Annotated in this window: 18 protein-coding genes and 1 pseudogene; 10 read left to right on the top strand and 9 right to left on the bottom strand. The window is 60.6% G+C overall.

Features of this window, described 5'->3' with window-relative positions; all coding sequences use genetic code 11:
- Positions 1–67: 67 nt before the first annotated feature.
- Positions 68–280, bottom strand: a complete 213-nt coding sequence (locus J4O76_RS20765; RefSeq protein ID WP_426283965.1) for a hypothetical protein — start codon at positions 278–280, stop codon at positions 68–70.
- A gap of 165 nt (positions 281–445) precedes the next feature.
- Positions 446–1,201, bottom strand: coding sequence for an arsenical resistance protein ArsH (gene arsH, locus J4O76_RS20770; protein ID WP_426283966.1), 756 nt, complete (start codon positions 1,199–1,201; stop codon positions 446–448).
- A 329-nt stretch (positions 1,202–1,530) separates the two neighbouring features.
- Between arsH and J4O76_RS20775 the strand changes: the two are divergent.
- Positions 1,531–1,968: pseudogene (locus J4O76_RS20775) on the top strand (transposase); the annotation flags it as partial.
- A 158-nt stretch (positions 1,969–2,126) separates the two neighbouring features.
- Here J4O76_RS20775 and J4O76_RS20780 read toward each other — a convergent pair.
- The gene (locus J4O76_RS20780) at positions 2,127–2,582 is read right to left on the bottom strand and encodes an Lrp/AsnC family transcriptional regulator (RefSeq protein ID WP_426283967.1); all 456 of its coding nucleotides are present in this window, start codon (positions 2,580–2,582) and stop codon (positions 2,127–2,129) included.
- A gap of 132 nt (positions 2,583–2,714) precedes the next feature.
- On the opposite strand from J4O76_RS20780, the gene J4O76_RS20785 reads away from it, so the two are divergent.
- The 3 genes from J4O76_RS20785 to J4O76_RS20795 all read left to right on the top strand — a co-directional run bounded on the left by J4O76_RS20785 (position 2,715) and on the right by J4O76_RS20795 (position 4,733).
- Positions 2,715–3,773, top strand: a complete 1,059-nt coding sequence (locus J4O76_RS20785) for a Glu/Leu/Phe/Val family dehydrogenase (RefSeq protein ID WP_426283968.1) — start codon at positions 2,715–2,717, stop codon at positions 3,771–3,773.
- A gap of 4 nt (positions 3,774–3,777) precedes the next feature.
- Positions 3,778–4,020 carry a hypothetical protein gene (locus tag J4O76_RS20790; protein WP_426283969.1) on the top strand — a complete coding sequence of 81 codons (243 nt, stop codon included), beginning with the start codon at positions 3,778–3,780 and terminating at the stop codon, positions 4,018–4,020.
- Positions 4,021–4,259: 239 nt separating this feature from the next.
- Positions 4,260–4,733: an Lrp/AsnC family transcriptional regulator gene (locus J4O76_RS20795; RefSeq protein ID WP_426283970.1), complete on the top strand. Its 474-nt coding sequence runs from the start codon at positions 4,260–4,262 to the stop codon at positions 4,731–4,733.
- Positions 4,734–4,815: 82 nt separating this feature from the next.
- Here J4O76_RS20795 and J4O76_RS20800 read toward each other — a convergent pair whose 3' ends face one another.
- The 3 genes from J4O76_RS20800 to J4O76_RS20810 all read right to left on the bottom strand — a co-directional run bounded on the left by J4O76_RS20800 (position 4,816) and on the right by J4O76_RS20810 (position 8,203).
- On the bottom strand, positions 4,816–6,150 hold the full coding sequence (locus J4O76_RS20800) for an APC family permease (protein WP_426283971.1): 1,335 nt from the start codon (positions 6,148–6,150) through the stop codon (positions 4,816–4,818).
- A 270-nt stretch (positions 6,151–6,420) separates the two neighbouring features.
- On the bottom strand, positions 6,421–7,746 hold the full coding sequence (locus tag J4O76_RS20805) for an amidohydrolase (RefSeq protein WP_426283972.1): 1,326 nt from the start codon (positions 7,744–7,746) through the stop codon (positions 6,421–6,423).
- A gap of 79 nt (positions 7,747–7,825) precedes the next feature.
- The gene (locus tag J4O76_RS20810; RefSeq protein WP_426283973.1) at positions 7,826–8,203 is read right to left on the bottom strand and encodes a hypothetical protein; all 378 of its coding nucleotides are present in this window, start codon (positions 8,201–8,203) and stop codon (positions 7,826–7,828) included.
- Between the two features lie 149 nt (positions 8,204–8,352).
- Between J4O76_RS20810 and J4O76_RS20815 the strand changes: the two genes are divergently transcribed.
- The 4 genes from J4O76_RS20815 (at position 8,353) to J4O76_RS20830 (ending at position 14,734) form a co-directional block, all read left to right on the top strand.
- Positions 8,353–9,567, top strand: coding sequence for an aromatic amino acid transaminase (locus J4O76_RS20815; protein ID WP_426283974.1), 1,215 nt, complete (start codon positions 8,353–8,355; stop codon positions 9,565–9,567).
- 14 nt (positions 9,568–9,581) lie between these two features.
- Positions 9,582–11,069: a S10 family peptidase gene (locus J4O76_RS20820; protein WP_426283975.1), complete on the top strand. Its 1,488-nt coding sequence runs from the start codon at positions 9,582–9,584 to the stop codon at positions 11,067–11,069.
- A 119-nt stretch (positions 11,070–11,188) separates the two neighbouring features.
- Complete coding sequence (locus tag J4O76_RS20825) at positions 11,189–13,174, top strand: amidohydrolase family protein (RefSeq protein ID WP_426283976.1); 1,986 nt, start codon at positions 11,189–11,191, stop codon at positions 13,172–13,174.
- Between the two features lie 150 nt (positions 13,175–13,324).
- Positions 13,325–14,734: a S10 family peptidase gene (locus J4O76_RS20830; protein WP_426283977.1), complete on the top strand. Its 1,410-nt coding sequence runs from the start codon at positions 13,325–13,327 to the stop codon at positions 14,732–14,734.
- Here the strand turns inward: J4O76_RS20830 and J4O76_RS20835 are convergent.
- Together J4O76_RS20835 and J4O76_RS20840 are read right to left on the bottom strand one after the other, a co-directional pair.
- A complete protein-coding gene (locus tag J4O76_RS20835; RefSeq protein WP_426283978.1) occupies positions 14,724–15,338 on the bottom strand; it encodes a YitT family protein in 615 nt (204 codons plus the stop codon). The two genes, J4O76_RS20830 and J4O76_RS20835, sit on opposite strands and share 11 nt — an antisense overlap.
- A gap of 109 nt (positions 15,339–15,447) precedes the next feature.
- Positions 15,448–17,691 carry a TonB-dependent receptor gene (locus tag J4O76_RS20840; protein ID WP_426283979.1) on the bottom strand — a complete coding sequence of 748 codons (2,244 nt, stop codon included), beginning with the start codon at positions 17,689–17,691 and terminating at the stop codon, positions 15,448–15,450.
- 412 nt (positions 17,692–18,103) lie between these two features.
- On the opposite strand from J4O76_RS20840, the gene J4O76_RS20845 reads away from it, so the two are divergent.
- Positions 18,104–19,261: a pyridoxal phosphate-dependent aminotransferase gene (locus J4O76_RS20845; protein ID WP_426283980.1), complete on the top strand. Its 1,158-nt coding sequence runs from the start codon at positions 18,104–18,106 to the stop codon at positions 19,259–19,261.
- Positions 19,258–20,196: an ornithine cyclodeaminase family protein gene (locus tag J4O76_RS20850; RefSeq protein WP_426283981.1), complete on the top strand. Its 939-nt coding sequence runs from the start codon at positions 19,258–19,260 to the stop codon at positions 20,194–20,196. Before J4O76_RS20845 ends, J4O76_RS20850 begins: the two co-directional genes overlap by 4 nt.
- A gap of 87 nt (positions 20,197–20,283) precedes the next feature.
- Here the strand turns inward: J4O76_RS20850 and J4O76_RS20855 are convergent, their stop codons facing one another.
- On the bottom strand, positions 20,284–22,059 hold the full coding sequence (locus tag J4O76_RS20855) for a peptidase M61 (protein ID WP_426283982.1): 1,776 nt from the start codon (positions 22,057–22,059) through the stop codon (positions 20,284–20,286).
- Between the last annotated feature and the right edge of the window lie 291 nt (positions 22,060–22,350).

Raw genomic sequence — 22,350 nt, forward strand, 5'->3', positions numbered from 1 at the left:
CACGCCCGCTTTCGCCACGTCATGAGGGGCGACGCATTGAAAGACGATCAGGCCGTAAACCGCCGTGTCAGCGCACCTGCTTCAGGAACGCTGTGAAGCGATCCGCGCTATCACGCAGCGCTTCGCCGTCGGGGCCGTCAAAGGCGGGCGGTGGTACGCGAAGGTTCAGCCGGCCGAGACCATCCAGGATTTGAGCATAATCCAGTCCGGTATGTTCCTTTGTCTCCTTGGCCGAGCTGTGTCCTGAGGCATAAGCGCGCAGTGCGTTGTCGATTGTCATGTTTCGACCCTTCTCAGGTAGCCAACATTACCGGCGTTCAACGAGAATATATAATGAGAACATAATTTGAGAAAAGCAGAATCAGGACCGGCTGTTATCTGTGCACGTCCAGGATTGCTCCTTGATGAGATCGCGAAGTACGTTCCTTTTTGGGAAAGCAGATATTCAGGACTTTGGAACGTGGGGCGCAACCGCGATGCTCGACAAGTCCGTCGTCGGGTTGATCGCTACTCCGGCCTCCTTGCGTTCCGAATAGCGATCGACAAGCTGCCCGTTGTGTGGTCGCAGCAGGATCGTGAAGCGCACCAGTTCCTCCATCACGTCCACGATCCGGTCGTAATAGCTGGACGCCTTCATCCGGCCGGCGTCGTCAAACTCGTTGAACGCCTTGGCGACACTCGACTGGTTGGGGATCGTCACCATTCGCATCCAACGGCCTAGAACGCGCAGCGTGTTTACGCTGTTGAACGACTGCGATCCGGCCGACACCTGCATGACGGCGAGCGTTCGCCCCTGTGTCGGTCGCATTCCGCCCATCGACAGGGGCAGGTGATCGACTTGCAGCTTCATGATGCCGGTAATTTGGCCGTGCCGCTCGGGGCTGCACCACACATGTCCTTCCGACCACATCGACAGTTCGCGCAGTTCGTGGACGGCCGGGTGATCGTCCCCCGTCACCTGGTCGGGTAGCGGCAGGGTCGAAGGATCGAAGATCCGCGTCTCGCAGCCGAAGAATTGCAGCAGGCGGGCTGCTTCCTCAACGCAAAGCCGGGAAAACGACCGTTCCCGCAGGGAGCCGTAGAGCAGCAGGATGCGCGGAGGCGGATCACCAGCGCCCAGCCCGAGGGCGGGACGGTCGAGCGCATAGCGGCGATCGAGCGCGGGCAGGTGATTGGGATCGGAGAGCGTGCGAAGCGGCATTACAGACTGAGCCTTATGGCGAGCGCGGTGAGTGTCACCAACAGCACCGGAATCGTCAGCGTCGCGCCGACCTTGAAGTAATAGGGGTCACGACACGAAAGTGAGTTTTGCGTACGCTAGGAGCGAACAGAACGTGTCCGTAAACTCGTTGCGCGCCGATCTTGTCCGGCAACCCGTCAAAACCGGGCGCTGCCGGACACTCTGACGCTGACCGGCATACCAGCGTTTGACGGCCACGGCAGCAACTGCCCGATTGTGTTGAAAAAGTCGGCCTTGCAGTGGGGTCGGTGGTCTGATTCAATCTTCGCAAGGTGAGCGGAGACGGGCCGATGATGGGCGAGCGGACGGTAGCGCAGGAAGCGCTGTTCTACAGCTTCAGTCTGGAGCGTCATGTTCCTGCGGACCACATGCTGCGTTCGATCGACCGGTTCGTGGACCTGTCAGGCATCCGCGAACATCTCAAGCCATTCTACAGCGAGATGGGACGACCATCGATCGACCCCAAGCTGATAATTCGCATGCTCATCATCGGCTACTGCATGGGGATCCGTTCCGAGCGTCGGTTGTGCGACGAGGTGCATCTGAACCTGGCCTATCGCTGGTTCTGCCGGCTCGAGCTGGAGGGCGACGTGCCCGACCATCCTACCTTCTCGAAGAACCGCCATGGCCGCTTCCGCGACAGCGACCTGCTGCGCCGGCTGTTCGAAACGACGGTCGAGCGATGCTTGGCCGAGGGGCGTGGCGGTGGCGCAGGCCGCGCGCGAGATGAGCGAGGCAGGCTTGGTGCTCATCGACATGACCCTGCTAGGCAGCATAGCGCTCGGAGCACCAGGCGTAAGGGGGGATGCCGTATTCTTGCAACGTCCCATAGAACAAGACCTAACGATCGCGCATGTTGCTATCGTTTCGGTAACCGGACGCATCCTCATACCGGAAGCGCGGTTGTAGATTTTATCTCCGATAATGCGACGGTCGATGTAATCTCCTGCACGCCCGTGAGCTTAGACAGGCTATCGAAAAAGAATCTCTCGTAGTCCTCAATATTTGCAGTGACTATTCTTAACATAAAATCGACCGAGCCCATAAGTACGTAACATTCCAGTACCTCGGGAAAGCGACGTATAGCTTCAGCGAATTCGTCAAGATTCGCGCGGCCGTGAGCATTGAGCTTAACCTGCGCGAATACCTGAGCATTGAGGCCAACGCTACGTCGATCAACAAGTGCAACCCGTTTTCGGATTATGCCTTCCTTTGCCAAGCGATCCAAGCGACGCCAGCATGGTGACACCGACATCCCGACCGCCTCAGCTATGGCAGCGGTAGGCAAGCTCGCGTCCTCCTGGATCACACGAAGGATTTTTCTATCGCCTTCATCAAGCATCGAGGTCAATCTCTCCAGGAAGCGCAGTTATAGCGGTACGTAATGGTCGATCGGTGTTAGAAAGGCAACGAAATAGGTCAGCAAATTCTGCGTGATGGCGGTAGATTTGCGCATCTTCAAGGAGTGCAGACGATGACCAATTTCCTTCCGCCCGAGCATTCCGTTCGGCTCGACGATCCCCAGAGCGGCTTGCAAGGTTTTATCGTCATCCACTCCACCGCGCTCGGCCCTGCCGCCGGGGGTTGCCGCTTTTGGCACTATGCGACGCACGCAGAGGCGAGCTATGACGCCGTGCGACTGGCAACCGGGATGAGCCTCAAGAATGCGCTTGCCGGCCTCCCACTAGGTGGCGGCAAAGCCGTCATCATGCGACCAGAGAAGGGCTTCGATCGACGAGCCTTGTTCTCCGCCTTTGGACGGGCGGTCGCCGATCTAGGTGGCAGCTACGTAACGGCAGAGGATGTCGGGACCGGTTTGAACGACATGGCCTGTGTCTCCGAGCGGACATCGCATGTTGCAGGGCTTCCCCAACGTCCGAACGTCCCAGGGGGCGACCCATCACCCTGGACCGCTTATGGCGTGTTCCAGGCGATGCGCGTGGCTGTCCGCAGACAGCTGGGCCGAGACCTGAGTGAGGTCTCGGTTGCCGTACAGGGTACTGGCAACGTTGGTATGGAGTTGTGCCGGCTACTTCATGGCGCAGGCGCGCGCCTCGTCATCTCCGAGCCCCGCTCCGAGGTGGCAGCGCGCGCTTCGGTGCTCTACTCTGCCCAAGTTTTGTCGTCCGACGCTATCCTCTCGGCACCGGTCGACGTCTTCGCACCGTGCGCTCTGGGCGGCGTTCTGACTTTGGACATGTTACCCCGCATGAAGGCGCGGGTCGTGTGCGGTGCGGCGAACAATCAGCTCGCCACAGCGGAGGTGGGGGACAGGCTCGCGGACCTCGGCGTCCTCTATGCACCGGACTATCTCGTGAACGCTGGTGGTATCATCAACGTCGCTGCGGAGTATTTAAATTGGAGGCTCGACGATGTGTCCCAGAAAGTCGATGCTATCCCTACCCGGCTGAGCCAAGTTCTCACGCTGGCCGAAGCCCAAGGCATCGGCTCGCATCGCGCAGCGGATGCAATGGCGATGAAAATCATCACTGATGCTCCCCGGATGGTCTCACCGCAGTCCGCTGCGGCATAGACCCGTGACGCGCCTGACCGTGCGCGGCGCCGCAACACCGGAGCTCCTACTGCGTATCATCAACATCTTGCACCAACGGGATATCGAAATGCGTTCTGTTGAGGCCCGCTTCACAGAAGATGAGTGTACCGTGACTGCCGACATCAACAGTGACGGTATCAACGCGTTCGACGTTCTCGTAGAGAGAATGCGCGGACTGGTTCTAGTCGGGAGCGTGGCTGTTCAACACGAACATATCGTTGCCTGATAGACGTTGCTTGCCCCGGAATGCTTGACTGTTTAAGGTTGAAAACGACCTATGCGGCAGGCCGTGCAATGGTAAGACATTGACGTCATGGGCCGTCGCGGTCGTTGATGGTAAGATCGTGACGGCGTAGCGCGCGTTTCCTAGCACGGCCCTTAACGCACGCTGCGCTCGAAACGAATGATTCATCAGTGTGCATATTTTATGTTGTTGGTTCGGTTCAAGCGTGTCACGCTTGTGCCATGCCAGACGAACTTTCCAGCATTGATATCCGCATTCTTGAGCAAGTTCAGCAGGATTGTTCTCTGTCGACCAACGATCTTGCAGATCGCGTTGGCCTATCCCAATCACCGTGCTGGAGGCGTCTGCAACGACTTCGGGACGAGGGTTATATCGCACGACAAGTCGCGATTTTGGATCGGAGTAAATTCGGAAGCGATCAATTTATTTTCGCTACACTAAAAATGAAAACATTGTCCGAGGAACAACGGGTCGAGTTTTCGCGAAAAATCGAGTTATTGCCGGAGATAACGGAGTGTTATTCGATATTTGGCGAGCGCGACATCCTCATTAAGGTCATCGTATCATCAATGGAATGGTATCAGAAGTTCATATTCAAGATGCTACTGCGACTACCCGGCGTGATCGACGTGCAGTCCATTGTCGCTCTTAGTGAGATGAAATATACGACCGCGCTACCGCTTCGAAAAAGCTAACGACGGCCTATCGAAATGATTCCGATCGGGTGGTTATGCTAAGAGCTGCTTGAAGGTGACATCCTCATAGGGCGCTGCCGGCTCACAGGGCATTGCGCGGTCCACTTGGCGTTACAACGATATGCTGCCGTGAATACAAACTGTAGAACACCATGCCGACCGCCAGCCAGCCAACCACCAGGCAATAAGGACGCCAATCGGACTCGATACCGGCGAGGATGATGACGATGCCAGCGACGACTGCCGACCAGCTGACTAGCGTGATCGTCCGCCGGCCGATCCGAAGACGGGATGAACTGGCCAGGTCTGGATCGTTCGCCGCTACCCGCGCCGCACAGAGCGAACATGCTATGTATTTCAACATCGTCGGGATGTTGATGGCAAGCAGAAGGAAAATCAGACTCGGTGGCATTAGCAGGCCCGCAAGCGCCGCTAAATAGCATGCGATCACCGCGCGGTATGGCGTCCCAAAGCGGGGGTGAATGGCCGCGAGGGCGGGTGGTAGAGCGTGCTTCGCTGCCATCGCGTAAATGCTACGGGAGAAGATTAGGGCGGTGGCGTTGATCGCTTTGACGATTGAGACCGTCGCCGCACCGACGATGATGGGAAGCGCCAACCGCCCGAGCGGTCGGATCGCCGCGTCAAGCAACGGAGCCTTGCTGATCGCGAGCGCCTGCGGGCCGATCAGCCCTAGGGCGGTCGCCGCCACAGCACTGTAGACCAGCGCCGTCAGAAGTATGGCCAAGGCGATCCCGAGTGGAATCGTCCGCTCTGGGGAGCGCACCTCGTCGCCGATCTCGACGGCTGACTCTATCCCTAAGAAGAGGCTTATCAGAAGCGGCACGGCCGCGATGATCGGGCCGAAGCCGTCCGTGACCAGCGGTCCGATGCGCGCCTCGCTCACCAGCGGCACCCCGGACACGACGAAGAGCGCGAGGACGGCGATCAGCGCGAGCATCAGTATGACCTGCAGCCGGGCGGCAACGGCTACACCAATCAGGTTCAGGGCGAAGACAAGCGTGAGGATGCCGACGATGACCGGCGTCGGCGCGATCGGGAAGACCATGCTCAAATAGTTGGTGAGGACCCGCGCAAGAATGACGATTGCCCCGACATTGCTGATAATGCGCAGCCAGGCGATCGCAAAGCCGACCACCGGGCTCAGGAACCGTCGTGGCCACTCGTAGGAGGCGCCCGACGTCGGTGCGATCGAGGCGAGCCAGGCGTAGACGGTCGCAAACAACAACATCGGTGCCATGCTAATCGCGATGGCAATCAGCAGGCCCGAGCCGGCGATCTCGGCAGCAGGTTGCAGCACCGAAAAGATGGAGACGCCGATGGCGGTTCCCGCGCCGAACATTACCACCCCGAGGAGGCCGACGTTTCGCCGTAAGGCTTCTGGTGCTGGAATGGTCACGCCCCTTTCCGTTGTCCGACGATGTTACCGAAGGCGGAGAGCGGATCCTATTTTCTTTTCTGAAAGCTAGCGGGCGCAGCGCATATTTTATGCGCGCCCGCCCGCATAGACTGATGCCGACTGTTTGTAGATAATTCTATTTCGGAATCGCCTCAAAATGTGCGCACGAACTCTGCCAGATCGAGCACCTCCCCCGTGGCGCGTGCAGTCAGCTCCGCCATGCGGCGCAGAAGCCCGCGACCTTGAGCCGGCACGCCTATTCGGCCGGCATCACTTTGGCTCGGCCACCATCAGCACGGCGAGCGTCAGCGTACGAATACCCGTGCGGATCGCCTTGTTATGGTCGGGCGCGAAGAAGGGCGAATGATTGCTCGGCACCGCTTCGCCCTTTGCCTTATAGGCGGCGAGCGTCGCTGCATCATAGCCGCCGATCGTGAAATAAACCGAGGGCACGCCCGCATCGACGAACGCTGACCAATCCTCACTCGCCGACCAGCCCGGCGCGCTCGCAGGCAGATAGCTTACGCGGTCGCCGTCCGCCGCCTTCAGTTCCGCCGCGGCGCGCTCCGCGAGCGCATGGTCATTCATAACCGCCGCAGTGCCGTTCAGCCATGTCACCTCAGGCGCGGGCGCGTTCGACATCGCCGCCGAGGCATTCGCGGTGCGCTTCACGCCTTCAAGCAGCATCTGCCGCACGTCCTTGTCGAATGATCGCAAGCTGAGCTTCAGCACTGCAGTGTCAGGAATGATGTTGGCGACCGTTCCCGCCTGGAACGCGCCGACCGTGACGACGCCGAACGCGTTCGCGTCCTTCTGGCGGCTGATGACCGCCTGCACGTCGGTCACGAAATGCGCTCCCATCACGATCGGGTCGATCGTCGCGCTCGGCATCGAACCATGCCCGCCGCGTCCTTTGAACGTCACCTGCACGCTGTCGGAGTTGGAACTGGTAACACCGTCCTTGACCACCACGGTGCCCGCCTCGCCCGATCCGACATGCGCAGCAAATCCGTAATCGGGCTTGATGAAGCGCGTGAACAGCCCGGCGTCGAGCATCGCCTTCGCACCCTTCAACTGCTCCTCGGCGGGCTGCGCAATGAACATCAGCGTCCCCTTCCACTGGCCTTTCATCGCAAGCAGAGTTTGCGCCGTCCCGATCCAGGCCGCCATATGTACGTCATGGCCGCAGCTCTGCGCGACGAACGTCGTCTTGCCCTCGAACTCGGTCTGCGCGCGGCTGGCATAAGGCAGCCCTGTCTTCTCCTCCATCGGGAGCCCATCGAGTTCGGTACGCACCATGACGGTCGGTCCTGCGCCGTTCCTGTAGATAGCGACGACGCCCGTCCCGCCGACCTTATCGGTCACGGTAAAGCCTAGCGCCTTCATTTTGCCGGCCAACAGTGCGGCGGTACGCACCTCCTGCATCCCGATCTCAGGATGCGTGTGGATGTCGCGGTATAGCGCGTCGAGCGCCGGATAGGTTTTCTCGATCTGCGTATCGATCGTTGCGCGGTCGCTCGCCGGATCGGCCGAGGCCACCCCGACGCTCGCCATTATCGCACACCCGGTCAGCAGCGCCTGAATCGCCTTCGTCATGTCATTACCCACCGTTTGCGAACATCTCATGTAGTACGCGGTTGTGCGTGATCCCCTCATCACTGGAAAGCCATGCCGCTTAGAAATCACCATCAAGAGGCATAACCGCCGTGCGTGGCGCGCTGGTGTGGAGTTCCCTATGGCCGAATATACTCGAGGTCAGCCGGTTCCCACCGACTGCATTCAGCGCGTTGCGTAAGTGAGTCCGCGCGCCACTATGTAGTCGAGTATCAACATTGGCGTCGATCACGAAATACGCAGGCGTCACCTCGTAATAGGTGCAGGCGTTGAATGCGGTCGGCCCCCTTGTTGCGCCGACCGCATCGACGTCGAACGTCGCGACCTTGCAGCCCTTACCGGCGCGCCGATCTGCACGCCGAGCGCATATCAAGCCACGCCACGTTGTGCAGTGGATCGCCGCGTCGCCCCGCAACGTCCGCAATGTTGAACTGCTCATCCTGCCTCGAACGCTCATCAGCATAACTATTCGATCCCTTCACGCGTCGCGAGGAGCGAGGTAATTTTATGCTGAAGATCGCAGGAATGCAGTAAGTTTTTCTACTCACAACTCGATATCCATATTACAGGAGGTTGGTCTCACCGCTCATGTCTGATAATGTTCCACTACTCTCGCGTTTGCAGGAGCAGCCCACCGACGGCCTGCTGGCACTAATGCTCGAATGCCGCGCCGATCCGCGGCCCGACAAACTCGATCTCGGCATTGGGGTCTATCGCGACGATTATGGTCAGACGCCTGTTATGGCCGCGGTCAAGGAGGCCGAGCGGCTGCTGCTCGGTCAGCAGGAGACCAAGGCCTATCTCGGCGTCGATGGCGACACTGCCTTTGTGTCGATGTTGGCCCCCCTCATTTTCGGAGCCACCGGCGCTGCCGATCCCCGCCTCATAGGGATGCAGACCCCTGGGGGCACAGGGGCGTTGCGGCTTGCCGCAGACCTGCTGGCCGCGAGCGGCAATGACGTAGTGGTCTGGATGGGGGATCCGACCTGGGCTAACCACCAGCCCATATTTCTCGCCGCCGGTGTTCGCGTGCAGTGGCACCCCTTCTATCAGCCTGCCACGGGCGTTCTGGATTTCGTAGGCATGTTCGCAGCGCTTGAGACCGCGGCGGTCGGCGATGCGGTGCTACTGCATGGCTGCTGCCACAACCCGGCAGGCGTCGACTTCACCCTGCCGCAATGGGATGCGCTGGCTGATGTCATAACCCGGCGCCGCCTGCTTCCGATCGTCGACCTCGCGTATCAGGGCCTGGGGCGCGGCTTCGACGAGGATGCCGAAGGCCTGCGCCGCCTCGCAGATAAAGCCGAGGCGGTGATCGTCACCTATAGTTGCGACAAGAACTTTGGTCTCTATCGTGAACGAACTGGTGCCCTGTGGGTCCGCGTCGGCGACGAAGCGCTGCTTCCCCGCGTGCGCACCGGCATGCGCAATCCGGCCCGTGCTTCTTGGTCGATGCCCCCGGATCATGGGGCGGCGGTGGTCAGGATCATCCTTTCTTCGCCCGATCTCACTCAAACTTGGCGCCATGAGCTGGAGGCGATGCGCCGCCGCATCTTCGACATCCGCACCCAGCTTGCCAATGCTCACCCGTCGCTTGCAGGCCTGCACCATCAGACGGGCATGTTCGCGATGCTTCCCGTTTCAACGAAGGCAGCTCGCGCGCTGCGACGGGACAATGCTATCTACATCGTCGATGATGGTCGCGTGAACCTGGCGGGCCTTACGGCCGCCACGATCCCTGTGCTGATGGACGCGCTCGTCCAGCATCTGCCGTCGCCTGCCAACAGCAGCGATCACAAGTAATGGAGGGAGGGCCAATGGCTTCAATGCTCAAGTCGCTCGTGCTTTTCGGCACGGCACTCGGTACGACAGCTGTCCTGCTCCCACCTGTGCAAAGTAAAGCCACTGCCGCGCCCGTACGCAGCGGTGTGTTTAACGGGCAGCGAGTCGCCTACCGGGTCGACAATACCCCGCTGTCGATCAAAACTCCGGCCGGCGGCGCGCGGATCGTGAGCTTCGCCTATTTGCGCGACGCAACGGCGCTGCCTGCCGACCGGCCAGTTATATTTCTGTTCAACGGCGGCCCGATTGCCTCCTCGATCTGGGTCCACTTGGGGGTCTTTGGCCCCAAGCGGGTCGCGGTGCCCGCCGATCTCACCAAGGGAGCCGCCGCCTATCGCCTCGTCGATAACCCACTTTCCCCACTTGATGCCGCCGATCTCGTCTTTGTCGATCCGGCCGATACCGGCTTCAGCCAACGGGAAGCGGGTACGCCGGACACCGCCTTCAAGTCCGTCGAGAGCGACGCCGGTGAGTTCGCCGCATTCATCCGGGTTTGGCTTGCGTCCCACGATCGGCTGACGTCGCCCGTCTATCTGGTCGGCGAAAGCTATGGCACCGTCCGAATACCCGCTCTGATCGACCAATTGGCGAAGGGCGAACAACCGGTTGCGGTCGACGGGGCAATGCTCCTCGGCCAGGCAGTGAACATCGTCGAATATTCGCAGCGCCCCGGCAATATCATCAGCTACGCCGCCTCGTTGCCGACGCTCACGGCGATCGCCTGGTATCACGGCCGGATCGAACGCCGCGGTCGTTCTCTGGCTGCGGCGATCGGGGAAGCCGAGCTTTACGCCGAGCAGACCTATCTGCCGGCACTCTTCCGCGGCAAGGATCTTCCCGTGGCCGAGCGCCGGGCCGTCGCAGACCGGCTCCAGGCGCTGACCGGCCTGCCGTCCGCCTATTACCTCGCCCATGATCTGCGCATCACTAAGGAACAGTTCCGCCTCGAGCTGCTACGCGACAAGGGTCTTTTGCTGGGACGAAACGACGCGCGCTACGTCGCCCCCGTGACCGACCAAGGTGGTAGGCCCGACCCGTCCGATGTCATCGTCGATGGTTTCCAGGCGCAATGGACGCGTTATTTGAAGGATCAGTTCGGAGTGGCGGATTCGGCGGCCTACGTCCCGTTGGCTGGGGTGAAGAGTCTGGAGGATTGGAAGTGGGGGGCGACCTCGCCCTTCTCCGACTGGCCTTATGCGAAGGCCATCAGCGACCAGTTTGCACGTAATCCCCGGTTCCGTGTGTTGATTGGAAATGGGATATTCGACACCCAGACCACGATCGGCGCCGCGGACTATCTGCGTCGTCAGTCGGGATGGCCAACGGAGCGCACGTCGTTGCGGATATATCCCGCCGGTCACATGGCCTATAGCGATCCCGCGGCAGCCGCCGCAATTGGGGCCGACATCCATGCGCTGGTGACGGGCCAGACGATCACGTCGAGCAGCTTGGGAGAACCCTGATGGTCCGGCGACCTGCCCTGTTAGGCTCTGCGCTACTGGTGGCCTCTGTAGCGCCAGCGGCCCACGCCGCGACGACCGAGCGCTTTACGATCATAGCAAACGGCGAATCCATAGGATCAGTGTCGGCCGTTACGGACGGGAAGCGTGTCGCCGTCGAGTTCAGAATCGACGACAACGGCCGCGGCCCCAAGCATCGGGAAGAGATCACGATCGGTCCCCGTTCTGTTCCGGTGCATTGGACGGTTGACGGCACATCGCTGCTTGGGGGCGCGGTTGCCGAGCGGTTCGACTGGTCCTCCGGCCGATCGGTCTGGACGAGCCAGGCGGATCACGGTGAAAAGCCCGAAACCGCGCCGTCGCTTTACGTTCTGAACGACGACAGCCCATGGGCACAAGTCGTCTATGCGCAGGCTGCGCTGGCCGCGCCCGGCCACACCCTGGCGACGCTTCCCGGCGGCCGATTGACCGCGACGCCGATCGGCGATCGTCCGATCCGATCTGCAAATACGATCATCAACGCGACGGTTGTCCGCCTCGACGGCGTCGCGATGGAGCCTAGTTACGTCCTGCTCGATCGGGCAAAGCGACCGTTCGCGATCCTAGGCGAGAAAGGCGTCACGGTCAGGGTCGGCAGCGAAGCCGCGGCACACGATCTCACCCGTCTGGGAAGCGTGCTAGAACTGGAGCGGGTGAAGGCGATCAGTGCCCAGGTCACGCACCGCTACGATCAACCCGTCCGCCTCCGGCACGTGCACATCTTCGATCCGATCTCGGGACAGCTAGGGCCGCTATCGACGGTCGTGACCGCACGTGGCCGCATCACGGCTATCCTGGCCGATGACACGCTGCCGGCACCCGCCGACGAAGTTGTGATCGATGGCGCGGGGGGTGCCATCTACCCCGGTCTGCACGATATGCATTATCATGCGACTCCATCGTCCGGCCTGTTCTCGCTGGCGGTGGGTGTGACGTCAACGCGCGAAATGGGGAACGACAACAGTTTCCTCCTCGACCTCCTGCCCCGCACCGAGAGCGGTGAAATCGCAGGTCCCCGGATCACGCCCAATGGTTTTATCGAGGGCCGGAGTCCGTTCTCCGCGCGGATGGGGATAATCGTCGATTCTCTCGACGAGGGGCTGAAGGCTGTTCGCTGGTACGCCGACCGCGGCTATTTCGAAATTAAGTTCTACAATTCGATGAAGCCCGATTTGATAAAGCCGCTTGCTGCGGAGGCCCATCGTCTCGGTTTGGGAGTGACGGGTCACGTTCCCGCGTTCGATAGTCCAGATAGGGTGATCAACGACGGATACGACACGATCGCCCATACAAACCAACTGATGCTACAATGGCTGCTGAGACCCGGCGAGGATACACGCTCGGCGTTGCGCATCACGGCGATGGCGCGCGCGGCGAGCCTTGATCTGCGGTCACCGCCGGTGCAGCACACGATCAGCCTGATGCAGCAGCACCACGTGTCCCTGGACACTACCGTGACGATCCTCGAGCGCCTCATGCTAAGCCGGGCGGGGCAGTCGGCGGACTGGGACCGCGACTTCATCGATCATCTCCCCATCAGCTATCATCGCTATCTCCAACGCACATACGTACCGATCCCTGACGCTGCGGCAGACGCTGCCTATCGGAACAGCTTCGGCAAGCTGCTTGAGGTCGTCGATCTGCTGCATCGCGACGGCATCCAGCTCCTGCCGGGTACGGACGATCCCTATGGCTTTATGCTCCCGCGCGAGGTCGAACTGTACGCGGCATCCGGCATGGGGGCGGCAGCAGCATTGCGAGCGGCGACCCTTGATGCCGCGCGCTATCTAAGGGCGGATCACGAAACCGGGACGGTCGAACGCGGCAAGCTGGCCGATCTCGTTCTCGTTGCTGGTGATCCGACGAAGGACGTCTCGCGGATCAAGCATCCGATCCTGGTCATGAAGGGCGGTGCGGTTTTCTTCCCGTCCGAAATCTACTGCGCGCTCAGCGTACGCCCCTTCGACAAACCGCCGACGGTATCGTTGCCGTCTGCGGCGTTCACGAACTCGACAGCCAATCCGCCGCACAATCTGTTCGGCGGCGATCCCCACACCCTGGGCGACTAGACCATGACGAGCAAAATCCGCAGACGCATCCTCGCTACCGCCTGCTCGTTCGTCCTCGGAACGGTGCTTCTAAGCGGCGCTCCGACCGCAGCTAGCGCCGCGCCCGAGACGGCATTGGACGCCTCCCCGAGGCGCTTCGTTAGCGACCACATGGCTAAGATCGCGGGCAAGGCCATCCGGTATCGTGCGAGCGTTGAAGAGCATGTCCTCACCGACGCTGCCGGCAATCGCACCGCCAGTGTCTACACGTTCAGCTACGAACGGCGCGACCTTCCCCGATCGTCAGAGCGACCCGTCATCTTCGCGTTCAACGGAGGGCCGGGGTCGGCGTCCCTATGGCTGCATCTGGGGTTGCTCGGTCCCGTCCGCGTCGCAAGCACCGATAGCCTGACACCGACGACGGTCGCACCGTTCCGGACGGTCGCCAATGAGGCTACGCCCCTCGACGTCGCCGACATTGTCCTGATCGATCCGGTCGGAACCGGCTACAGCCGCATGCTGCCAGCGGCCAAGCCCGACCAGTTTCTGGGCGTCGACGCCGATGCGCAGGCGACGGTCAAGATCATCGAACAATGGTTGCGCGATCGGGGCCGGATGAATGCGCCCAAATATTTGCTGTCCGAAAGTTACGGGACGATTCGTGCGGCGGTCGTTGCAAAGCTGCTTGCAGGCGGTCCGACCGCAACCGGCACGATGGACGGCATCACTCTCAACGGGCTTATCTTGCTCGGGCCGACGTTTGATCTGGAGATGGGCGCCGGCTCCGATACCGCGTTCGCGACTGCGTTGCCGACGCTGGCGGCGACCGCGTGCTTTCACGGGAAGGGCCCTGCGAATTGCACTGCGGAAAGCGCGGTGCTGGCGGGACGGCAGTTCGCGCGAAGCGACTATCTCGCGACGCTCTTCCATGGGGCCGACGCCGATAACCGCACTAAGGAGGATGTCGCTAAGCGCCTCGGCACGCTGATCGGCCTAGACCCCAAAATCGTGCTGGCCCACGATCTGCGCATTACTACTGCGGACTACGCCAAGCTGCTGCTATCAGACCAGGGCAAGCAGCTCGGCATGTACGATGCCCGCTTCGTCTTCGACAATCATGCGAGCGGCGGTGATCCCGTTGCGGACGATCCGGCCATGGGCAGCTATGTTCCCGGCTTCGTCGGAGCAATGGACGCCTACCTGCGCAATTCGCTGGGTGTCGATATCAAGGACGACTATCGGGCCATCTCGTTCAGGGACGTTAACGGGCGCTGGGATTATGGTCGCGGTCCCGGGATCCCACAGCAGCATAATTATGCCACCGAACTCGCCGTCGCCATGCGTCGCAACCCCTCACTTAGGGTGATGATCGGCAACGGTTTTTACGACCTCGTCACGACGCTTGGCCAAGCCGAGTATACGACCGCGCACGCCGGCATCGCCAAGAGCCGTCTGCTCTACCGCTACTATCCATCCGGGCATATGTCCTATTTGGGGGAGGCGGCCCGGAAATCACTGGCAAAGGACATCCGGGACCTTGTCAGCGATCGCCCCCTCGAGCCGGCCGCAATCAGCAGGTAAAGTAGCGTCCCGGCCGATGCCAAGCGAACAGAATGAGGCTGACCGCGATGCAGCTAACGATTGACCAGAGCCATAGACGGAAAGGCAGGAGGGAGATCGCACTCGCGACTACTAACCCGTCCAGGATGACCTGAACGATTCCCATGTTCCATCCGCGGGATCGAAATAACCATAGCGAGACGATGCCGGTGCCTCCGACGGCCGCGTGATGCCGCGCCAAGCATAGTACACCCATCCCGACGACTGTTCCGCCGATTATGGACGCAAAGGCGGTGTTGACGGAGCTGGCTTGGAACGAGTGCTGAGCCACCAGCGAAAACAGCGTCACGCTTAGATTCACCGCGACCGTTTTAACGCCCGATCGCCATCCAAGCACTTTGAATGCCAAGGCAATAAAGGGTATGTTGCCCAGCGTGAACAGAACGCCCACCGGAAGCGGTACTACATAGGATAGCAGCAGCGCGAGCCCGGCCATTCCGCCAGTGACCAGCCCGGCAATCTTCAGGAAGATCAAGCCGACGACCAGGAGGGTGCAACCGATCGCAATCCCGTAGACGTCCTCCATAAGACTGTGGTCGGGCTTAATGTCTGTGTTGTCGCTCACTGGAGGATTTTGTCCGCGATCGAAACCGTCACGAACGCGCTAGCGTCGCTTGGGATGTGTGACGGGGAGCGGCCGGGGCAGTGGATCGACCACGCCCCGGCACGAGGGATCAGAAGTTCCGCGCGACCGTTAGGCCGATCGTGCGCGGCTGCGTGAAGATCACGTTTGGCGCTGCCGTACCGTTGCGGTTGGTCGCGGAGACGACGCCGAACTCGTTGAAGACGTTGCGCGCGTAGACGGACAGTTCCCACACCCGGTCGAAGGTCGCGCCTGCGCGCAGGTCGATGAGGACATAAGAGGGCAGCGTGAACCGCGGCCGCGTAGCGCTGGCTGCAGCCGTCTTAAATGCGCTCGCACGGTCATCGTTGAACGTCAGCGATGCGCCGACGAAAGCCGCAAGCCGGGAGCTGAGGTCGAACGTCTTCTGCGGCGAGACATTAAAGGTCCACCGCGGCACGAACGGGATACGATCGCCCTTGCTTCCCGACAAGCCGGTCACGCCTGCCTGAACCGACAGGTCTTCGGTTAAGACCGCGTCGGTGTAGGTCGCGTTCATATCAAGAGAGAACCCGGCGCCGGGTGTGACACGCGTCGTGAACTCGACGCCCCGGCTCCTTGCCTCTCCCCCGTTGGTGAGGAACGTCAGCTGCGATACCGAATCCGTGTTCTGGAGCTGTATCTTGTGCCAATCGATCTGGAACAGTGACGCATCGAATGTCAGGATGCCAGGGACCGCGTCACCTTTGAGGCCTACCTCATAGTTGGTCACCTTGTCGGCGCCGTAGGTCGCGTTCGCATTTGCAAAACCGACGTTCGAGCCACCCGGCCGATAGCCGGTCGACACGCGGGCATAGCCTAGCAGATCCCGATTAATGTGATAGCTTGGCGAAACGAGCCAAGTGAAGACCCCGTCCTTCGAGGGTGAAGTGATCGTCGTCGACGGGCCGAATGCTGCTTGGGCGGGGGTGTCGATCGTGAGCGCCTGGGTCGTCGACTGCTTGTTGTAGCTGTAGCGACCACCCACCTGCAAATCGAGTTTGTCGGTTGCATGATAGGTAGCGTCTGCGAACCCTGCCCATTCCCGGTAGCGTGAAGGCCCCGTCGAGACGTAGGGAACCGCGATCGTCGATCCACCGCTGTTCGCAAAGGTGAGCGTCTGATCGACGCTCGAATGCTCAGCAGTATAGAAGCCGCCGATTAGCCAGTCGAGCTTTGCGCTGGTATCGCTGAGGCGGACTTCTTGGCTGAATTTGGACAGCGTATTGATGTTGGCGATTGCGACGGATGAGCCGGCCGACGCGCCGTACAAGGCATTGAACAACCCGCCGAAGATGGAAGAGACATCATTGTTGAGATTGTTGTTGACTTTCGACCATCCGGCGATGGCGCTCAGTACAGGCCCGCCGAGATCGATCTCCGCCTTTGCCGTGTAAAAGGACAGCTTGGTCCGAGACGTCGACGGGAGAACGTTGATTGTCGTCAAATTGTTGTAAAGCGGCTTGTAATTGGTGATCGCGGTGTTGCCAGTCGCTTGGCATTCCGGACAAACCCGAATACCGCCCGACGTTATCGCCAAGTCGCTATTGTCGGCATCGACTAGCTGCCGAAGGGCACTGACCTGCAGCGTGATGTTATCGGTCGGCTTCACCAACAGCGCCGCGCGACCGCCCCAGGTATCACGCGTATTGACGTCGTCCTTCGTCGACCGGACGTTGATGTTGTCGATCCAAGCCGGATCGCGCCGGTAGAATCCGCTGAGCGAGAGAGCGACATGGTCCTTCACGATCGGAACGTTGATCGTACCTCGACCCGAAAAACCCTCATTCCCGCCCTCGATCGTATTCCCGCCCGCCTCGATACGGCCGGACCATTTTTCGGTATCGGGGACGTGTGTAACGTACTTGATGAGGCCGCCGAGGCTGGCGGCACCATAGAGCGTTCCTTGCGGGCCGCGCAGGACTTCGATGCGATCCAGCGTTGCCGGGTCAAAGTCGGGGATCGGCGACTGGCCTGAGTTCACATTCGCGCCACTGAAGGGCACATCATCGATCAGGATGGCGACGGTCGGGCCGGCAGCGCCGCCCGAATTGATGCCGCGGATCGACAACGCGGTGAGGCGTCGCCCGGAATATTGGAGGCCAGGGACCCGGTCGAAATAGTCGGAAATGCTGACGAGGTTCTGTTTCGTTAGGGTGTCAGCGGAGATTGCGCTGACCGGAACAGGCACGTCGATCAACCGCTGCTGACGCTTCTGCGCCGTCACCACGATGTCGTCGTTGGCCGAGGCCTGTGGCCCGCTCGCGGCCGCCGTCGGATCGCCATTTTCTATGGGAGCGGTCTGGCCGAACGCCATGGAAGGCAAGAGCGCCGTTGTCCCCATCAGCGCAGCCGCGCAAGCCAACCGACGAGCATGACTTTTATCAAACCGCAGCATTTCGATCCCCTTTATTGTACTACTGGTGCCCTCACCCGTTTCTTATATTGCGCAAACCTTAGCTCCCTCGGGGCACAAATTTTTACCTTTATGTGACGTGGATTGGGCGGGTTCCGCATGGATTATGCAAACGCGCTCCACATCGCGCACCGGAATCAAAATTTCGCGGGGACTATCCGATTGCCTTTGGCCGACGTGTCGCGGTCGTGCGGCAAATTTATGCCGAGACCGGCCCTCGGCTATTAAACTAAGGATAAAATTCCTGCCCGATCAGAAGTAAACAGTTCTGACGATCACTCCCGATGGGATGACGGTACGGAGAGCGGCGTCGATGCAGGATTCAAGCTATTCGCAATGGGTAAGAGAGACGCTCGCGCTTGCCCGTAAAGATGGGGCCCGACTGATCCCATTGTTCGATAGCCACCCGGCCGAGCCCGTGGAACTGCTCCGCAACGTCGTTGATCAAGCCTTCTCCTCGCCGATCACGGATCGGTACACCAGCGCGTTCAGTAGCGGGAATCCATTCGTCGTCGCTAACCTGGCGGCGCGCTACAACCGCGATCCGTCTAATATACTCACGACGACCGGTGCGACGAACGCCATCTCGATCCTGTATCGCGCTCTCCTGGAACCGGGTGATCGTATCCTGATCGAGTCTCCAGCATTCGACCTGTTTCACGATCTTGCCGGCGTCGGCCGCTACGAGATCGATCTTATCGAACGCAGGGCGCCGTTCTATAACGTCGACCCGTTCGAACTTGCAGCGCTAATCCAGCCAAATACAAAGCTCGTCATACTGTCCAATCTGCACAATCCGACGGGAGCCTTATTCAGTAGGAAGGACCTGCTGGCGCTGGCAAGCGTCGCGGAACAAGCCGGCGTGCATATCCTCTTCGATGAAGTCTATCTCGGCTACGCAGACCCTTCTGCCAGGGTCGCTGCAGCCAACCTGTCGAAATGGTTTATCTCGATCAACAGCCTCACGAAGATGTACGCGCTGTCGACGCTTCGCTGCGGGTGGATCGTCGCCGACCCGGCCGTGATCGATCGCGCGCGAAATGTCGCCGATCGTGTGGAGTTCGGCGTCTCCAATCTGGCACACAGCGTCGCGGCACTCGTCCTTGAGGATAGCACTTCCTTTGCCGAATATTGCCTCGGGATCGTCGAGGCAGCCCGACCGGTGATGACACGCTTTTACGGTCTCTGGCACAAGGAAGGCTTGGTCGAGGGGCGGATGCCGGACTATGGCTGCGTCTCTTTCCCTAAGCTGGTTGGCATTTCGGATACGACGGCCTTTGCCAGCAGCCTGCTTCGCAACAGCGGCGTCATCGTTGCCCCCGGTGAGTATTTCGGTGCCCCGGGGCATGTCCGCATCGGCCACGCCAAGCCGAATAATCTGCTGGAAGAGGCGCTCGACGCCCTCACCACGGAGCTGCGGTCCTGGAGAGCAGCCGGCGTCCCCGCAGTGACGCAAGGAGCATGGATGTGACTAGATTTTTCAATTCCGACGAGGTTCGCATTCAACTGGATGCGAACCGCTGCTTCGCTGCGGTTCGCTCGGCGATGGTCGATCTGTCTACCATCTCGGTCGCTCAGCCGCTTAGGCAGATTGTCCCTGTCGCACCGGGCAAAGTTTTCGCATCAATGCCCGGTTTGTTGAAGGGTAGCGGCCTCGTCGGTGCCAAGATCGTCACCGCCTTCCCCTCCTTGGAAGATCCTCGGCGGTCGCAACATAGAGGTCTTGTCGCAGGATTTGACGACGAGACCGGCGTTCTGCTCGGCGTGGCAGATGCAGGCCAGGTGACATTGATCCGCACCGCGGTTGCGAGCGCGGTAGCTACACGCGAACTCGCATGCCCCGGCTTCAAAACCTGTGCGATCCTCGGGACGGGCGAACAGGCCTTGTCGCACGTTCGGATATTCTCAGAGCTGTTCAGCATCACCCGGTTCACGATCTGGGGTCGCAATCCCGGCGCTGTCGAAGGCTTCATCGCACAGGCAGGTGAGGTAGGCGCAGCCATAGAGGGCGCAGCCACGGTTGCCGACGCTGTCGCAGAGGCCGACGTGATCTGCACCGTGACGTCGGCTAGCGAACCCATCCTTAAGACGGAATGGGTCCGGCCGGGCACCCATATCAATGCGATCGGCTCCAGCTTTGCCGGACCGCGGGAGATCGACAGCCCGCTTGTCGCCGCGAGCCGGTTCTTTGCCGATTGCCGTCCCTATGCGCTCGTAGCGGCCGCGGAGTTCCTTGATGCCAAGGAACATGGCTTGGTCGACGATGCGCACATCGTCGCCGAAATCGGCGAGGTCATCGCCGGCACCAAGCCAGGTCGCCGCTACGACGAGGAGATCACCCTCTACAAGTCGCTCGGCCATGTGGTTCAGGATCTCGCCGCGCTACGTTGCCTGCTGGATGGCTGATCCCGCCGGCCGTGGATGGCCAGGAAGAACGAGCGGCGTAGCGGGGTCGACGGCTAGGGCCGTCTCTAATGGCGCTCTGCCTGGCACCTAGTTGCGTGTGACTGGCACCCATTGATAGGCCGGCACTGGCACGCCGCGCGGTTGAAAGCGGATCTGACTGGTCTCGCCCTTCCGACGCACGTTCAACGCCACATAGGCCTGCTGGTCGCCCTGCAGGGCATCCTGGGGAAAGCTGTTCAGGATTTCATCGCCATCCCTGAGACCCGCCGTTTCGGCGTTTGACCCCTTTTTCAGTCCATGGACGATCCTAGGGCGAGCCTGAAGCGTAGCGATGTCGAAGCCGAGATCGTATCGCCGCAACGGTCTCGTGACGCGGCGAAACGCTGGGCCGTAGGCATTGGTCGGCGGTACAATCGTCTTGCCCGCGAGCATGGCGTCGAAGTCGGCCACCCCCTTGTCGCCCAACTCCGCCTTCAGCAGCTTGCGGTAGAGAGCCTCATTCATTGGCCGGCCGCTCCGTCGCGTAGCGAGCATCTCGCGCACGATATCGTCGAGCGAGTGCCCTCCCCTGGAGGCCGCCCGGATCTGAGCGTCGACAGTCTCGAAATAGAGGGAGCCGCGATCATAGGGAAGGACGCGAATACGGGTGTCGCGCCAGAAGCCGTCTGGGATCTGAGCATTGGGAGTATTGATTTGAATGTTGGTATAGTAGCGACCTGCGGTGCTGTTCAGGTCGGCTAGAAAGTCCGCCGTCGAGATCATGTGAGCCCGGTAGGGTAAGGCGCGTTGGTAATGCACGGCGAGCCCCTCGCCAAACCAGGAGCGGTCAAGGCCCCCGGCCGCGTCCATCGATGCATCCAGGGAATTGACCCAGCTGTGGAGCATCTCGTGTGCCAGCAGCCCTCGCATCGTGTCGGACGACGAGGTTTGATTGAACGTATAGGCGAAACTGTCCGTCAGACCGATCCCGCTGCCGGGGTTCAAGACGTTGCTGCGGCCGAAGACCCCGAAGCTGGACGGGGTGTAGCCGAAGAAAGCCCCGTAGTAGCGATGCAGATCGCCCGCCCAGGCCATGAGGGATGCCATGTCGAATGGGGGGACGCCCTGCCAAGCCGCAAAGAACCCGTCGCTGGTCGGTCCTAAGACACCGGGACGGCCTCCCATATAGTAGGCAGAGCCGAGGTCGGCCGCCGGGCGCGGGGACGGGACGGTTTTATCGCCCACACCGAGGCTGGATACCCCTACCCCGCCGGCGCCGTAGCGCGTGAAGTCCCACGTCACGCGGAGCGTCCGTGGCCTTGCATCTGTCGGTCGTACGAGAAAGGCCGTCCCCGCCGCGGAGAAGGTGCCGTTGTCAGTACGAATTTCATACTGTGGAAGCGCGAGTGGGGGCGCCGCCGCGTCGATCGGTACGCGGTATTGTACCGTCACCTCGCCATCCACGGGGCGATCGGCGATCCAAGTCCGCGTGATGTTCGATCCATCCTCCGTCTTGTCCTTGGGGGTGACGACGATTTGCCCCCTCGCGTCGGCAACGTAAATTCGCTGAAGATCGCGGCCGCTGGTGACAACGGTATTTGCCACTAAAGGAATCTCGAACAGGGCGTTACCTGCCTTCGCGTGAACGCTCTGCGCAATGATCGTGATGTCCACATATGGGATGTTATTTGCCGCATCGGGTGCCGCAGGGGCAATGTGGGCGGTTAGTTGCGGGCTTTCCGGATCGCCAGCAGCTAAGAGCAAAAACAGCACAGGTGTGAATATGGTAATAAAAATGCTACGGATGGGCATAACGGCAGAATTTGTCTGATTAAAGACCATTTGAGATTCCTGGAAAAACGGCTCAGCCTTCGCGAACAGCAAATACCCCAATAATGCAGGATCGCCGTATAGGGGTCACTGCACGAAAGTGAGTTTTACGTACGCTAAGCGCGAACGAACGGCGAACGGTCGATTTTGGGTGAGAAGCGGCTGTTGGTTTACGTCTTCGGCGACCAGTCGGTGGTATCAAAATCAGGGTGCTGGAACGAAATAATTCCTGCAAGATGAGCGGCCGCTCGTGGCTCATCTGTTGGATGTTCCGCAAATTCGCCAATACCGGAAAGTCAGCGATGCGCTCGGGGGAAGCAAGTTGCTCGCTCAAATTGATTGAGT

This window comes from Sphingomonas sp. NFX23 (assembly GCF_049887795.1).
Classification (GTDB): Bacteria; Pseudomonadota; Alphaproteobacteria; order Sphingomonadales; family Sphingomonadaceae; genus Sphingomonas.

Bases quoted from the DNA above. Each gene is read 5' to 3' on its own strand.
- J4O76_RS20765 (WP_426283965.1), bottom strand. From the start codon at position 280: ATGACAATCGACAACGCACTGCGCGCTTATGCCTCAGGACACAGCTCG.
- arsH (WP_426283966.1), bottom strand. From the start codon at position 1,201: ATGCCGCTTCGCACGCTCTCCGATCCCAATCACCTGCCCGCGCTCGAT.
- J4O76_RS20780 (WP_426283967.1), bottom strand. From the start codon at position 2,582: ATGCTTGATGAAGGCGATAGAAAAATCCTTCGTGTGATCCAGGAGGAC.
- J4O76_RS20785 (WP_426283968.1), top strand. From the start codon at position 2,715: ATGACCAATTTCCTTCCGCCCGAGCATTCCGTTCGGCTCGACGATCCC.
- J4O76_RS20795 (WP_426283970.1), top strand. From the start codon at position 4,260: ATGCCAGACGAACTTTCCAGCATTGATATCCGCATTCTTGAGCAAGTT.
- J4O76_RS20805 (WP_426283972.1), bottom strand. From the start codon at position 7,746: ATGACGAAGGCGATTCAGGCGCTGCTGACCGGGTGTGCGATAATGGCG.
- J4O76_RS20810 (WP_426283973.1), bottom strand. From the start codon at position 8,203: ATGAGCAGTTCAACATTGCGGACGTTGCGGGGCGACGCGGCGATCCAC.
- J4O76_RS20815 (WP_426283974.1), top strand. From the start codon at position 8,353: ATGTCTGATAATGTTCCACTACTCTCGCGTTTGCAGGAGCAGCCCACC.
- J4O76_RS20820 (WP_426283975.1), top strand. From the start codon at position 9,582: ATGGCTTCAATGCTCAAGTCGCTCGTGCTTTTCGGCACGGCACTCGGT.
- J4O76_RS20830 (WP_426283977.1), top strand. From the start codon at position 13,325: ATGGCTAAGATCGCGGGCAAGGCCATCCGGTATCGTGCGAGCGTTGAA.
- J4O76_RS20840 (WP_426283979.1), bottom strand. From the start codon at position 17,691: ATGGCGTTCGGCCAGACCGCTCCCATAGAAAATGGCGATCCGACGGCG.
- J4O76_RS20845 (WP_426283980.1), top strand. From the start codon at position 18,104: ATGCAGGATTCAAGCTATTCGCAATGGGTAAGAGAGACGCTCGCGCTT.